Genomic DNA, 15,204 nt, shown 5'->3' on the forward strand with positions numbered 1-15,204 from the left:
ATTAAAAAAACTAAAATGTATAAACCTAATGATAATTGTAACACTTGTCTTATAACTATGACAACAATCGTCCAAATGTCTAGCCCTATATTCAGAAAAAGTTTGTATTTTATTTGTTCCAAAAAACTAATTTCTCTTCGCTACAAATTTTGTATTAAATCTAAGTAGTATTCTTTTAAGTTCTCTTTTAAAGAAGATGGCTCAATTATTTTTATAGTTTTACCAAAACTAGCTAGATACGAGATGATAAAGTTGATTTCAGCAGGCTCATAAGTTCCTATTAAATATGTCCCTTCATGTTCCTCCCATAATTTCATCGAAGGATATTGTTGTTGCTTAAATATCTCTATCCCCCTCGCAGTAATTGAGCATTTAAATTGAATAGCTTGTTCGGTTGCTTTCCAAAGACTATGTGCGTTATGTATATTTATATTTTCCAAATCCAGACTATCCTGAGCATCTACCATTTCTGACGACCTAATACGATCACAGCGAAACACTCGATAAGCCGATTTATCTAAATCGTAAGCCTGACAATACCAATAACCTTTTATTGCATAAATCGAAATCGGCTGAATACGGCGCATTGTCGTTTGTTTCGGCGTTACATAGTTTATAGTTAAAGCCCTATTTTGAACAGCAGCTAACAAAATCTCCTCTAGATGACCACATTCATGTGCTTGTTCCGAATGAAAAAAGGAAACTCTTTTTTGCAAGTTTTCAATTTGCTCACGCTGTTTTGATGAAACACTATCTAAAAACTTCTTATTGATGGAACGAAACGAGACTTGAAAGGGAATACTTACAAAACTACTTAGTGCTTGCATTGCAAAATAAAGCGCAAAAACTTCATGATTTGTAAATGAAATCGGTGGTAATGTCATCGTTTTTATTAAACGATACCCTCCATACCGACCATACTCCGCAAAAAGAGGCGCACCCATTTCCTCCAAAGATGCAATATCACGTAAAGCTGTCCTTTTTGAAATTTGAAATTCATCCATTAAATCTTTCAATGTGAATGTTTGTTTTTGATTAATAAAGCGTAGCATCTGATTTAAACGTTCAACTTTTTTCATAAACTCTCCCTATAGGTGCCAACTCGTGGCACCTTATATTTGTATAGTAATAAGTGTAAACATATATGAAGGAGGCAATACAATGAACTTTGAAGTAATCACTTTTTTATCATTAAATGGGCAAGGTGCTAAAGCAATCGCATTTTACGAACAGTATTTAGGTGCAAAAGTTTTATTTAAAAAGAATTATAAAGAAATGAAAGAAATAGATCCGAATTTCATATATAAAGAAAGCCAAGAACATTATATTACTCATTCCGTTTTACAAATTGGTACTAATAAAATTATGATTGCAGAACAGGCAGTGGATTCCACACGCCCTTGGCAATTAAGTAATAGCTCATCATTATGCATTCAATCTAAAGATTTCCAAACCATTGAAACACTCTATCACAATCTAATTCAACATGATGAGGTTTATATTTTAACACCTTTTGAAAAAAACTCCTTCAGCCCGGGTTATGCCATTGTGCGAGATCCTTTTGGAATAGTAATACAATTAACCGTGACAAAACATGACTTCTAAATTTCATTATGAATTAGCCATTAAAATTCATATCGACATTACAAGATAAGGAAGTAAAAAAACATCTAAAAAAAGCGTAGCCATTTTGGCTACGCTTTTGAATGATTATTTTGTTTCGATTAAACCATATTTCCCATCTTTACGACCATATACAACATTAGTTTCATTTGTATCAGCATTTGTGAAGACGAAGAAATTATGTCCTAGCATATCCATTTGTAAGATCGCTTCTTCAACGTCCATCGGTTTTAAATCGAATCGTTTTGTACGTACAAGTTCTAATTCATCCTCTTCTACCGCATCCAGAACAGCTACTGCTTCTGGAAGGATAAAGTTAGTTTTCACAGAACCTTTTTCACGTAATTTACGGTTTACTTTTGTTTTATGTTTACGAATTTGTCGCTCAAGTTTATCAACTACTAAATCAATCGCAGCGTACATATCGCTATTTGTTTCTTCTGCACGAAGTAATAAATCTGTAAATGGAATTGTTACCTCGATACGTTGCTTGTCAGAGTATACTTTTAAATTAACTTTAATCTCTGGGAATGTATCAAAATAACGCTCTAATTTACTTAGTTTTTTCTCTACATATTCCTTTAATGCTGGAGTTACTTCAATATTTTCACCACGAATGTTGAATTTCATAGATGAATTCCTCCTTTCAAGCCTATGTACTATAATTTCGACATTGGCTTAAAAACTCCTTCTAATTTTTTAAAAAATTAGTGGAATTGCGATTTTTTTATCGTTTTTTGTTGAAATGAAAAGATGCATCGTTTCTATCTTTATTTTATCCTATTAACATCGTGAATAACGAGTGTAACTGTGGACAATTGGTTACAGAAAAGAAACAACTTTTTGACAACTTCCCCAAAACAAACAAGCCCTTGTTACGAGCAAGAGCTTTCACCATCTATATAATGCTGCTAAAAATACAGCTCTATCTTTTCCAAAAACTTAATTTTTACAGTTTCACAACATTAGCTGCTTGTGGTCCACGTGCTCCATCAACAATATCAAACTCCACTTGTTGACCTTCTTCTAACGACTTATACCCATCTTGTTGAATAGCAGAAAAATGAACAAACACATCGTCACCATCTTCACGCTCAATAAACCCAAATCCCTTTTCTGCATTGAACCATTTTACTCGTCCTTGCATATTCATTCCATTCCCTTCACTCTTAAAATCAGGGCATTCGCCCCATATTCTGACTATAACGAATGACAAGACTGTAAGTCAAAGAAGACCTGTCGTCTTTTTATTACTCCTTTCGACATTCACATATTACCCTCTACAAAGCGTCAAACAAGAAACTTCTTTCGCTCCTCGATCATACAAAAGGCTTCCAATTTGCCTAACAGTAATTCCTGTCGTATACACATCATCCACAATTAAAACATGTTGCTCATGAAACATCTCTTCTCCCTGAAAATAAAAAGGATTAACTCCCGATATCCTTTCTTTACGCTTCTTCTTACTTTGTTTTTCAGTTTCTATTCTTCTTAATGATGTACCAGATATTTTGACAGGCAAACAAGAGGCTAATAACTCAGCTTGATTAAAACCACGTTCGTATTCTCGCTCTTCACTAAGGGGAACCGGAATGACAACTGAAACATTCGCAAAATATTTTTGAAAAAGACTTCGAAAAGACTGATGGAAAATATGCACTAATTCAGCATCTCCTCGAAATTTAAACTGTGCTAATATTTCTTTCATCCTTTCATCATACACATGCAACGAACGATTTATGAGAGACGGAAACCTCTGCTCGTTCGTCCACCTTATGCAGTCCATGCAAATATCCACGTTTTTATATTCAGCTTGTACAAGTTCTAAAGGTCGACCACACTCCTTGCAAATCTCTCCTATAATATAGGAAAGATTTTGTTCACATCTATCACATATATACTTTTTTTGAAGCTTAACAAAAAAAGTGCACCAACTAATTGCGCACGAAATATATTCATCACAAAGTAGACAATGCATTAATCTATCAACCCTTGTTCTTTAGCATTTTTATTCATACTTTGAATATGTTTTTTCGCGCGCACCATCGCCTCTGTCTTTCCATAATGAAAATAGATGACATCTCCATGCGGTTCATCAGAACTTCTACCAGCACGCCCTGCAATTTGAACGAGAGCACTTTCTGAAAATATTTCTTCCTCAGCCCCTAAAACTGCCACTTGTAAATTTTTCACAGTTACTCCTCGTTCCAAAATCGTCGTTGTAATTAATAAAGGGATTTCTCCCTTTCTGAAAGCTGCTACCTTCTCTTTTCTCGCCAGATCTTCTGCATGCACACCATCAATTTGGTTGTTTAATGATTTTAATAACTGGCTAATTTCCTCTACATATCGTACATGAGGAACAAATAGAAAAATGGGATATTGTTTAGATAAGTACATATTTAACCATTGTAATAAAGCACGAGGAATTTTTTTACGCATAAGACCCTTTTTCCAATTTCCGCACCACCGAAATAGTGGAACTGGCAATGGATGACGATGATAACGTCCTGAAATAATAACCCCTTTTTGCTTACCATTCCGCAATTTACGCTTCCACTTTTCATCTGGAGTTGCAGTTAAATAAATACGTGCTGCCTCCTCTTTCATCGCTTTGTTTACTGCATAATGCAACATCTTATCCGCATGATACGGAAAGGCATCTATCTCATCTACAATCATGACATGGAATGCTCTATAATAACGTAACAATTGATGTGTAGTTGCAACGATTAACGCCGCACCCTTTTCTCGGTCCACACTCCCTCCGTATAAAGCTGCTACATTTATATTTGGAAACACTTCTTGTAATCTTGGTGCTAATTCAAGTACAACGTCCGTTCTCGGTGTTGCAATACAAACTCTCTCTCCCTTTTGTAGTGCCTCTGCAATTCCGCGAAACAACATTTCTGTTTTTCCAGCCCCGCACACCGCCCAAATAAAAAATGATTCTTTCTGCTTAACAGCGTCAACGACACTTTGCGCAGCTAACTCCTGACCATCAGACAAAACGCCTTCCCACTGTAACGGATTCAAATAATTTTCTCCGCTTATTTCAGCAATACCGCGAACAAGTACAGTACATTCACTTACCCTGCCCATCGTTATGCACTTACGACAATACGCACATACTTTACTGCACCTTTTACATACAAATGATGCAAATAGTCGTTGCTCTATATTTCCGCAACGCTGGCACGTATATTTTGAAAATTTCTTAATTACACCTTGCACACAAACGACTTCTCGGTTCCTTTTCAAATGATCCAATTTATTCTGCAAATCTGAAGAAAGTTCTTCTAACAATAACTGTCTACCAGCTAACATCATCAATAACCACCTCCAGCACTACTATAAATCCTTCTCTTTATCTCGTAAAAACTCAAAAAAGCCGATAACCTACTTATAAAATAGTAAGCTATCGACTTTATACACGTTTTTTATTCAATTATAAATCCTAGAATCTACCGTATCCTAAGAAATGTTTTTGGTTGTACGAACTGTTAATATCACCGTACGCGATCCCTTTATCACTCGCATGAATCATTTGTCCATTCCCAACATAAATACCGATGTGAGATGGACCTGCTTTATAAGTACCTTGGAAGAATACTAAATCTCCAGGTTGTGGGCTACTTACTTTAGAAACTGAGTTCCAGTAACCTGCAACGTCTTGACGTCCTACACCAAAGATGTAAGAAATGAATCCACTACAGTCAAAACCACCGTTTGATGGAGATGCACTTGCCCAAACATAAGGCATACCTAAGTATTGTTGTGCTTTACCAATTACGCCAGGAACCGGAGTTGGAGTTGGACCTGGTGCTGGCTCTGGTTTTTTGTTTTCTGGTTTAGGTGTCTCTTTTTTAGGCTCTTCTTTTTTAGGTTCTTCTTTTTGAGCTTGTCCACCATTGTTTGCCGGTGCAGCTTGCTCTGCAGGTGCTTGTGCTGGCTGAGCTTGTGCCTCTTTAGCAGCTTGTTCTGCTTGTTTTTGAGCAGCAGCTTCTTGTGCCGCTTTTGCTTGCGCTTCTTCTTCCGCAATACGTTGTAATTGCAGTGCTTGTTTCTCAAGATCTTTCAATTGACTTTCCGTGCTTGTCATCGTAGTTACAACTGTATCCATTTTACCGCTTAAATCGTTTACCGCTGTTTCTTTTTTCTCTTTTTCAGCGTCAAGTTCTTTCTTAGCAGTTTCAATTTGAGCTTGTGCTTCTTTTAATTCTTTTTGTTTTTCTTTTACTGTCTCAACATCTTTTTTCACGTTCGTTTGATCTTCTTGTTGAGTTTTCATGATATCTTCGTCAGACTCAAGAATTTTAGACATAGAATTGAAACGATCCACTAAATCTGCAATGTTTTTAGAGTTTACAAGAACTTCTGTTACAACGTTCGTATTCGGTTGTTCTTGTAGTGCAACTAAACGTTTTCTTAATAACTCTTCACGTTTTGCAATCTTTGTTTGTAATTCTGCAATATCTCTATTTTTCTTTTCAATTAATTGCTCAGTGTCAGAAACTTTTTTCGTTGTTTCATCAAGTTTTGTAGCGTTCTCTTGAACAGACTTATCTAAACCTTGAATTGTTTTGTTTAAATCATTCATTTGTTTTTGTAGTTCATCACGTTCTTGTTGTTGTTTATGTAAAGTATCATTTTGTGTGTTAATTTGTGATTTCACGTCAGAAATTTTATCTTCCGCAAATACATTTGGTGTTAGCCCTGAAAACATTAACCCTGCAACTAATGCGCAAGATGCCATTTTTAGCTTTTTCATTTTATTTTTTACACCGCTTTCTTTTGTCATTTTCCGTATATAACCTATTAAAATTTATACCATAATTCGGGAGTTTTTTTGCTAATGTTACGGTTTTGTAAAATAAATGTAATATTACATTTATCTCTATAGCAAAGTATATCTAAATTTGTATATATATGTAGAATTTCAAGAGCCTTACGCCGTTTTTTATAGAATTGAAAAAAACGTAAGGGATTCCCTTACGTTTTGAAAATACTCCAATATGAATGAGATAGAAACGTTACTTCATCCATTTCTCAGCCCAATTTTGGACCTCATCCATAACACTTTCCAACGCTTTCCCTTTATCAGTTAAACCGTACTCGATTCTAACTGGTACTTCTGGGTAAACATTACGAACTACAATACCTTCACCTTCTAATTCCTTTAAACGTTCTGACAACATACGATCGCTCATATTCGGTATAATATCTGCGATTTCTCTGAAACGTTTTGGCTCTTCAAGCAAAGATTTAATAATTAAGCCAGTCCATTTCTTACTAAGCATTGTAAAAGCTGACTCAAACTTTGGACATAAACAAGAATTATGCTCCATATGTTTCACCTCTCTTCTATTATAAGATAGTTTCTTGTAAAAAGTAAGTAATAAAACTTTCCTCATTATTTAATTTTACGTACATTTTACCATTTCCAAATATTAACTTGTCAAATCTTCGTAAAATACCCGTAAAAAAACCCTCTTTAACAAGAGAGCTTTTACATCTTTATCACTTCGTATACCAGCCTAAACCAAGCGCACCTTCACCTAAATGCGTCCCAATTACAGCTCCGAAATAACTCGTACGAATTGTAACATGAGGGTATATCTCTTCTAATTCTTGTTTCCATTCATTAGCTTCCTCTTCACGATTCGCATGAATAATAACAGCCTCCATAGGCACACCTTTACTTGCCTGCTCGTCAAAGATTTCAACGATACGCTTTAACGCTTTTTTACGCGTACGAATTTTTTCGAATGGAATAATTATTTTATCTCTAAAGTATAATACTGGTTTTACTTGTAACAAACTGCCGATGAAAGCTTGCGCGCTATTTAATCTTCCACCGCGTTGTAAATGATGTAAATCATCTACTACAAAATAAGCATCCATCGTTTTTTTCATTTCATCAAAGCGAGCGATAATCTCTTCTGGAGCTTTCCCTTCACCTGCTAATTTCGCACCTTCACGCACGTAAAATCCTTGTACTTCACAACTAATTTCAGAGTCGTACGTATATACATCGATACCATCTACCATCTGTCCAGCTGTCGTTGCCGTTTGGTATGTACCACTAATTCCACTGGAAAGGTGAATGCTAATAACTGCATCATATTCTTTAGATAACTCTTCATATAACTCTAAAAATTTTCCAATTGCTGGTTGCGAAGTTTTCGGAAGTTCTTCTTGTTCACGTACTTTTACGTAAAAATCATTTGCTGAAATTTCAGCCTCTTCTTGACAAGATTCCGTTCCAAACACAACGTTTAATGGAATCATATATATATTGAGTTCATCACGAATATGCTTCGGTATATATGCTGTACTATCAGTAACAATAGCTGTTTTCATTTTCGTACCTGCCTTATAAAAAATTTTTATCCCCTAATTTTACACGAAAACTAGAAAAGGTGCATCCATACATAAAAATGCCGGTTAGAAACTACAATCACCCACTCGACAAATTACAACAAAAAGATAAAATACTCATCAAAAATTTCAACATATTTGCAAAAAATGTTTGAATATAAAAACAACCGCTTTTAAAATGTAAAGTACTAGTCATTTTGAAAGATAGGGGCGTATACCATTGTTATTACAATATTTAACAATTAAAGGCTGCGGTGAGCACGAGATTGTCATTCAAAAATCAAGGTTCATTTGCTATGTAAGTCGAGCCACAACTGAAGAGGAAGCCCAAGAATTTATACAAAAAATAAAAAAACAACATTGGAATGCAACACACAATTGTTCCGCATATTTAATCGGTGAACAAGATCAAATTCAAAAAGCAAACGATGACGGAGAACCAAGTGGTACCGCTGGTGTACCTATGTTAGAGGTATTAAAAAAACGAGGTCTAAAAGATACTGTCGTTGTCGTCACGCGCTATTTTGGTGGTATTAAGCTTGGTGCTGGTGGATTAATTCGTGCATACGGAAAATGTACAAGTGAAGGACTTAATCACGTAGGCATTGTTGAGCGAAAACTAATGCGCGTTATGCAAACAGAAATTGATTATACATTGCTTGGCAAAGTTGAAAATGAATTACGTAATTCAGAATATGCCATTAAAGATATACATTATCTCGAAAATGTCACATTCGATACGTATGTAGAAGAAAATCAAAAACAAACATTTACAAATTGGATGATTGAATTAACAAACGGGAAATGTACAATTAAAGAAGGAGATATGTTGTACTTAGAACAAGACGTTAACTAAGAATAGCTAACTTATCCCCTTTAAAGATTAATGTAGTGAATTAATTCCCTACAGATAAACTAAGGAGATTATATATGGAAGAACGTTATTATCATCTCCAAAATAGCAGAATAAAAAAGAAACGTAGAAGAAAATTTTTCTACTTCCTTATATTCGCATTTTTATTTGGTAGCGTAGGACTTTATATGTTAAATTCCTACACTTCTCTCATGGGGATGTACAGTGGATTTAGCCGTGAAAAATCTAAATTACGAGCAGAAGATGTGGAAATCACAAAAAAACCTTTCACAATACTCATTATGGGTATTGAAGATTATGCAACTGACGGTCAAAACGGTCGAACAGATTCACTTATGTTCGCGACAGTTAATCCAAACTCAAAAAAGGTTTCACTTATGAGTATCCCGCGCGATTCTCGTGTTAAGATTGTTGGTAAGAATAAAGAAGACAAAATTAACGCTGCTCATGCTTACGGTGGAGAAAAAATGACAATCGACACCGTCGAAGAGTTTTTAAAAGTTCCTGTTGATCATTATATTAAAATTGATTTCCAAGGATTTAAAGGTATCGTTGATGCTGTTGACGGTATTACCGTTGATGTCCCCTTCGATTTTTGGGAACGCTCTGACGTGGATTACTATAAAAAAATCCAATTTAAACAAGGTCAACAGAACTTAAACGGTGAAGAAGCACTCGCATACGTCCGTATGCGAAAGCAAGATCCTAACGGTGATTATGGTAGAGCTGCTAGACAAAGACAAGTACTGGCTGCTGTTGCCCAAAAGCTAAACTCTGCTTCTACCGTATTTAAAATTAAAGATTTAACAAAGGTAGTTGGAAAATATATAAAAACCGATATTCCTATTTCAGACGGACTTGCTCTTTACAATAAAATTTCTGGATTCGATCCTTCTACAATACAAACGTTAAAACTTGAAGGAGAAGACAGAAAAATTGGCGGTATTTATTACTTCCTTCCAGATCCAATCAGTGTAGAGACTGTACGTAACGAAATTGAAAAGGAAATAGGAGAAAAAGCAAAAGTTCCAACAGAGACTACGAAAAATGAGAATACAAATTCCGATTCAAATTCTAACTCCAGCGCAAAAGCAAAGAAGGAGTCGAGTGAGAACAAAACACCACCGCCTCCTCCCCCTTCTACAAATGCTCATGCAGAGTGGATTATGAGGAATCAACAATAATAAAAGAGAGCCAAATCACATACGATTTGGCTCTCTTTTCATTTACCCTGATTGGTGCGGGCTAATAATCAGTGGGGGATATCCCCCACTGATCAAAATTTCACTTTACTTCTTGAAGTGTTGTAAAATCGCTTCTACAATACGCTCTGATGCACGACCATCGCCATAAGGATTAGATGCTTTCGTCATCTTATCATGAGCTTCTTTATCTGATAACAACTCATCAGCAAGACCAAAGATTGTTTCTTCATCTGTTCCTGCTAATTTCAGTGTACCTGCTTCGATACCTTCTGGGCGTTCCGTCGTATCACGAAGAACAAGAACCGGTACACCTAGTGATGGTGCTTCTTCTTGTACACCACCAGAATCAGTTAACATTAAGTATGAACGAGCTGCTACGTTATGGAAATCAATTACATCTAACGGCTCAATTAAATGAATGCGGCTATGCTCGCCTAAAATATCATTCGCTATTTCGCGAACAACAGGATTCATATGTACAGGGTATACAACTTGTACATCTTCGTGCTTATCAACAAGACGCTTAATTGCACGGAACATATTGCGCATTGGCTCTCCTAAGTTTTCACGACGATGTGCTGTCATAAGTACAAGACGATCGTTTCCAAGCTTCTCGAGCACCGGATGACTATAAGTTTCTTTTACAGTCGTCTTCAGTGCATCGATTGCTGTATTTCCTGTTACGAAAATGCGTGACTCATCTTTATTTTCTTTTTGTAAGTTCGTTGCTGATTTTGTTGTAGGTGAGAAATGAAGATCTGCTATTACACCTGTTAATTGACGATTCATCTCTTCTGGATATGGAGAATACTTATCCCATGTACGAAGCCCAGCTTCAACATGTCCTACTGGAATTTGATTATAGAAAGCAGCTAAGCTCGCAATAAATGTCGTCGTTGTATCACCATGTACAAGTACGATATCAGGCTTCGCTTCTTTCATTACTTTATCTAAACCTTCTAAACCACGTGTTGTGATATCAATTAACGTTTGACGATCTTTCATGATATTCAAATCGAAATCTGGTGTAATTCCAAAGATATTTAATACTTGATCTAACATTTGACGATGTTGTGCTGTTACAGTCACAATCGATTCGATTTTTTCTGGGTGCTTTTGCAACTCTAATACAAGAGGTGCCATTTTAATTGCTTCTGGTCGTGTCCCGAAAATTGTCATTACTTTTAAACGTTCAGTCATTTCATTTCCCCTTTTCTTTCACTAGTTACAACTTCTATTATCGCATATAAAAATATGCATGTGAAAATACACTTTTTAACGCACCTGAGAAACATTACTATTGCAGACGTCTTTTCGCCCAACTGAGTAATAATCTAACCTATGCTTCTTGGCATCCTCATTAGTATAACAATTTCTCCCATCAAATAGAATAGGCTCCCTCATAAGCTGTACATACTTCTCTAGTGGATAATTTCGAATTGATTCCCATTCTGTTACGATAAAAATTGCATCTGCCGCTCTAATCGATTCGTCTATACACTCAGCGTATCGTATAGCATTTCCAAATACACCTTTTACATTTTGAATAGCCTGCGGGTCATATACAACCACATCCGCACCTATATTAATTAATTCTTGTATTATAATAAGAGATGGCGCCTCCCTAATATCGTCAGTATTCGGTTTGAATGCTGCACCAAGAACCGCAATCCGCTTCTTCTTCATATTTATCATTTTCTTCGCTTTTTCAATTAACAACAACTGTTGTTTATTATTCACTTCAATGACTGCTTTCAACAAGTGAAAATCATGAGAAACATTCCCTGCAATTTGCACAAGTGCTTTCGTATCTTTCGGAAAACAAGACCCTCCATATCCAATACCTGCATTTAAAAAAGATGCACCAATTCTCTTATCCATCCCCATCCCTGTAGATACATCTAATATATCTGCACCCACCTGCTCACATATATTGGAAATCTCATTAATAAAACTAATCTTCGTAGCCAAAAAAGCATTAGATGCATATTTAATCATCTCAGCACTTCGAATATCCGTAATATACGTTTGTAAGCTTAATTTGCTGTACAAATGTTCTACTTTCCTTGCTGCTTCCTCACTACATGCTCCAATTACGATGCGATCACCATGAAAAAAATCATAAATACCAGAACCTTCCCTTAAAAATTCTGGATTCGATACGATATGTAATTCGTGTCTACCTTGTAGCTTCTCCTCAATCCATTCTCTCATCACATCATTTGTACCTACTGGAACCGTACTTTTCGTAACAACAATAATATCGTTATTCACATATGCTCCAATATCATCACAAGCACTACGAATATACGTTAAATTTGTTGTTCCATCTAATAAAGATGGCGTTCCAACTGCAATAAATATAAACTCTACATCATTAAATGCAGTTGATCTGCTTGCTGTAAAAGTTAAATGATTGTTCTCATACTCTTCATTTATTAATTCATTTAATCCACACTCATAAATAGGTAACTCGCCTTGTATGATCCGTTCAATTTTTTCACTATTTATATCAAAACATGTGACTGAATGTCCCAATTTCGCCAATCCTACTCCTGTAATCAATCCAACATATCCGGTACCTATTATCGTAATTTTCATTTTCCTTTCGCACAGGAATATATATAAGAAAATATACGAATACATAGAAGCCCCCCTGTGCTTCCCCCTCTCTCACTAAAAATAAGAAAACTTCTTTTCTTCTTTATTATATGAATTGTCTTTTTATTCATTTTTAAGATTTTGTAAATTTAAATGATGCAATATATATAAAATGTAAATTCCCATATTTTAACACGGAACTTACTCATTTTTACGTGCAACACTTATAATAAAATACTTGTTATATACGAGGCAGATACACTGTCATATTTCAAGTCGCAATATGAACAACCTTCTCAAACGATCCAACATTCTATATACAGTTGTCATATATTCTATGCACTTCCATTTACAGCTAAAAGAAAAAAAGATTGAATTCTAATCTTTTTGTGATACCATATGTTATGAGCCTGTAAATAAACATCATAATTTTCAGATAAATACAATTAGAAAAATTACGTTAAACTATAAAAGGTGGGGTATTAATGGACTCACAAGTGATTTATGCCATTTTGGCATCTTTCATCACTGTACTCGTCGTTACTCCTTTAGTTATTAAATTAGCTTTCAAAATAGGAGCAACAGATAAACCAAACGCACGTAAAGTACACCAAAAAATTATGCCTCGTCTTGGCGGGTTAGCAATTTTTATCGGTGTAGCTGTAGGATTTGTTGTCGGTGGATTGTACGAACAAAGAATGCTATCGATAACTTTAGGTGCTATCATTATTGTTATCATCGGGATTTTAGATGATATGTACGAACTATCTGCGAAGGTAAAATTCGGTGGACAACTATTAGTTGCCATCATGATTGTAAAAAGTGGATTATTAGTGCAAGTATTATATATTCCAATCCTTGGAGATACTGAACTCGGATGGCTCGCTTATCCAATTACAGTATTTTGGATTGTAGGTATCACAAATGCCATCAACTTAATTGATGGATTAGATGGATTATCCGCTGGGATTTCATCTATCGTACTTGCAACGCTAGCATATATGGCCTTCGTTAGTCCGTGGGGTACTGGAGCGGCTATTATATTACCTCTAGCACTGATTACATTAGCAAGTACAATTGGATTTTTATTCTATAACTTCCATCCAGCAAAAATTTTCATGGGAGATACAGGAGCACTATTTTTAGGATACTGTATTTCTGTTATTTCGTTACTTGGATTATACAAAAGCGTAACGTTATTCAGCTTTATCGTTCCAGTTATCATTTTAGGTGTACCTGTATTTGATACGACATTTGCAATCATCCGCCGTATCGTCAATAAAAAGCCTATTTCAGCACCAGATAAGTCGCATTTACATCACCGTTTACTTGCAATGGGATTCTCTCATCGTAAAACGGTACTAATTATTTACGCACTTGGTATTTTCTTTAGCGTAAATGCAATCATTTTCAGTAGTGCGACATTATGGTTATCCATTATTCTTCTTTTCGTTTTAATCTTCTTTACAGAAATTATTGCTGAAGTAATCGGTCTTGTACATGAACGTTACAAACCAATTATTTCCTTCTATAAAAAAGTGAAAAAACGCGAAGACTAATTGTAGTATAGCCTTTACTTTTATGAACTATTCAAATAGCATCCTCTTTTTCATAAGAGGATGCTATTTTTTATTTTTTAATCCTTATTCCCCATTTCCAAAATATAGATTGTTTGAGAGTGCCTCTATTGGAGAAAGATATACGTATAACGAAAAAAGCATCAAATTTTCGTTTTTACATCTTGATTGTCAAACTGAGGGTGAATGTTATGATCAAGCGATTACTTCAATGTATAATTTTATTTTTAACTATTACTATGTACGCATCATCTAATACGGAAGCAACTACAGACATTCAAGCAGAAGATCAACAAAGCACTCAAACTACCTCTCCTACAAAAAAAATTGCGTACTTAACATTTGATGACGGACCGAATAAATACACACCACAAATTTTAAATATTTTAAAAGAGAAGAACGGAAAAGCAACTTTCTTCGTTATTGGCGGAAAAGTGCCACATTATAAAAAAACGATGGAGCGATTGATTAAAGATGGACATTATATTGGTCTCCATAGTATGTCACATGATGTAAAACGTCTTTATACTGGCGATCCATCAATTTTAATTGAAGAAATGGATCAAACCCAGAATATTGTCTGGCAAGTTACACATCTAAATACACATCTCGTTCGTGTCCCATACGGTAGCATGCCTTATTTAAAAAAGAATTACCGCGACGCACTCGTATCTTCCAAGTATAAAATGTGGGATTGGACAATTGATACATATGACTGGAAAAGCTATGATAATCCTTCCGCAATACTAGAAAGAGTGCGGAATCAAAGCGATGAACAAGTAGAGGTTATTTTAATGCATGATTCTAGTGTCACAGTGCAAATACTTCCAAAAGTAATTGATTATTTGCAATCACAAGGATATCAACTACTTCCCTACAATCCATCTTCACATCTCGAAGTGAATTTTTGGAAAGACACAAGATTGTAACAGCTTTAGTGCTT

The 15,204-nt window shown here is 35.3% G+C and carries 15 protein-coding genes; 5 read left to right on the plus strand and 10 right to left on the minus strand.

Features of this window, described 5'->3' with window-relative positions:
• Nucleotides 1-140: 140 nt before the first annotated feature.
• The gene (locus LUS72_RS25680; RefSeq protein ID WP_264448420.1) at nucleotides 141-1,079 is read right to left on the minus strand and encodes a helix-turn-helix transcriptional regulator; all 939 of its coding nucleotides are present in this window, start codon (nucleotides 1,077-1,079) and stop codon (nucleotides 141-143) included.
• A gap of 82 nt (nucleotides 1,080-1,161) precedes the next feature.
• On the opposite strand from LUS72_RS25680, the gene LUS72_RS25685 reads away from it, so the two are divergent.
• Entirely contained in the window at nucleotides 1,162-1,605 is a 444-nt protein-coding gene (locus tag LUS72_RS25685; protein WP_097832370.1) for a VOC family protein, read from the plus strand.
• Between the two features lie 105 nt (nucleotides 1,606-1,710).
• On the opposite strand, the gene hpf is transcribed toward LUS72_RS25685, so the two are convergent.
• The 7 genes from hpf to LUS72_RS25720 all read right to left on the minus strand — a co-directional run bounded on the left by hpf (nucleotide 1,711) and on the right by LUS72_RS25720 (nucleotide 7,986).
• On the minus strand, nucleotides 1,711-2,253 hold the full coding sequence (gene hpf, locus LUS72_RS25690; protein WP_000671183.1) for a ribosome hibernation-promoting factor, HPF/YfiA family: 543 nt from the start codon (nucleotides 2,251-2,253) through the stop codon (nucleotides 1,711-1,713).
• 319 nt (nucleotides 2,254-2,572) lie between these two features.
• The gene (cspC, locus tag LUS72_RS25695) at nucleotides 2,573-2,770 is read right to left on the minus strand and encodes a cold shock protein CspC (RefSeq protein WP_001990088.1); all 198 of its coding nucleotides are present in this window, start codon (nucleotides 2,768-2,770) and stop codon (nucleotides 2,573-2,575) included.
• 126 nt (nucleotides 2,771-2,896) lie between these two features.
• The gene (locus LUS72_RS25700) at nucleotides 2,897-3,601 is read right to left on the minus strand and encodes a ComFC family protein (protein ID WP_097832371.1); all 705 of its coding nucleotides are present in this window, start codon (nucleotides 3,599-3,601) and stop codon (nucleotides 2,897-2,899) included.
• Nucleotides 3,601-4,950 (minus strand): ATP-dependent helicase ComFA, encoded by a 1,350-nt coding sequence (gene comFA, locus LUS72_RS25705; RefSeq protein WP_097832455.1) that lies wholly within the window; start codon nucleotides 4,948-4,950, stop codon nucleotides 3,601-3,603. The genes LUS72_RS25700 and comFA overlap by 1 nt, the downstream gene beginning before the upstream one ends.
• 130 nt (nucleotides 4,951-5,080) lie before the next feature.
• The gene (locus LUS72_RS25710; protein ID WP_264448421.1) at nucleotides 5,081-6,424 is read right to left on the minus strand and encodes a C40 family peptidase; all 1,344 of its coding nucleotides are present in this window, start codon (nucleotides 6,422-6,424) and stop codon (nucleotides 5,081-5,083) included.
• Between the two features lie 232 nt (nucleotides 6,425-6,656).
• Nucleotides 6,657-6,971: a winged helix-turn-helix transcriptional regulator gene (locus tag LUS72_RS25715; protein WP_002112882.1), complete on the minus strand. Its 315-nt coding sequence runs from the start codon at nucleotides 6,969-6,971 to the stop codon at nucleotides 6,657-6,659.
• A 172-nt stretch (nucleotides 6,972-7,143) separates the two neighbouring features.
• A complete protein-coding gene (locus LUS72_RS25720; protein WP_097832372.1) occupies nucleotides 7,144-7,986 on the minus strand; it encodes a DegV family protein in 843 nt (280 codons plus the stop codon).
• A 238-nt stretch (nucleotides 7,987-8,224) separates the two neighbouring features.
• Between LUS72_RS25720 and LUS72_RS25725 the strand changes: the two genes are divergently transcribed.
• Together LUS72_RS25725 and LUS72_RS25730 are read left to right on the plus strand one after the other, a co-directional pair.
• On the plus strand, nucleotides 8,225-8,860 hold the full coding sequence (locus LUS72_RS25725) for a YigZ family protein (RefSeq protein ID WP_264448422.1): 636 nt from the start codon (nucleotides 8,225-8,227) through the stop codon (nucleotides 8,858-8,860).
• A gap of 74 nt (nucleotides 8,861-8,934) precedes the next feature.
• Nucleotides 8,935-10,062, plus strand: a complete 1,128-nt coding sequence (locus LUS72_RS25730; RefSeq protein WP_097832374.1) for an LCP family protein — start codon at nucleotides 8,935-8,937, stop codon at nucleotides 10,060-10,062.
• Between the two features lie 105 nt (nucleotides 10,063-10,167).
• Here LUS72_RS25730 and wecB read toward each other — a convergent pair whose 3' ends face one another.
• The gene (gene wecB, locus LUS72_RS25735; RefSeq protein WP_264448423.1) at nucleotides 10,168-11,283 is read right to left on the minus strand and encodes a non-hydrolyzing UDP-N-acetylglucosamine 2-epimerase; all 1,116 of its coding nucleotides are present in this window, start codon (nucleotides 11,281-11,283) and stop codon (nucleotides 10,168-10,170) included.
• Between the two features lie 75 nt (nucleotides 11,284-11,358).
• Nucleotides 11,359-12,729: a UDP-glucose dehydrogenase family protein gene (locus LUS72_RS25740; RefSeq protein WP_264448424.1), complete on the minus strand. Its 1,371-nt coding sequence runs from the start codon at nucleotides 12,727-12,729 to the stop codon at nucleotides 11,359-11,361.
• Nucleotides 12,730-13,169: 440 nt separating this feature from the next.
• Here LUS72_RS25740 and LUS72_RS25745 point away from each other — a divergent pair, with 440 nt between their 5' ends.
• The gene (locus tag LUS72_RS25745; RefSeq protein WP_097832377.1) at nucleotides 13,170-14,243 is read left to right on the plus strand and encodes a glycosyltransferase family 4 protein; all 1,074 of its coding nucleotides are present in this window, start codon (nucleotides 13,170-13,172) and stop codon (nucleotides 14,241-14,243) included.
• Nucleotides 14,244-14,452: 209 nt separating this feature from the next.
• Nucleotides 14,453-15,190, plus strand: coding sequence for a polysaccharide deacetylase family protein (locus tag LUS72_RS25750; RefSeq protein WP_097832378.1), 738 nt, complete (start codon nucleotides 14,453-14,455; stop codon nucleotides 15,188-15,190).
• Nucleotides 15,191-15,204: the final 14 nt, after the last annotated feature.

The organism is Bacillus cereus, from assembly GCF_025917685.1.
GTDB classification, from domain to species: domain Bacteria; phylum Bacillota; class Bacilli; order Bacillales; family Bacillaceae_G; genus Bacillus_A; species Bacillus_A cereus_AT.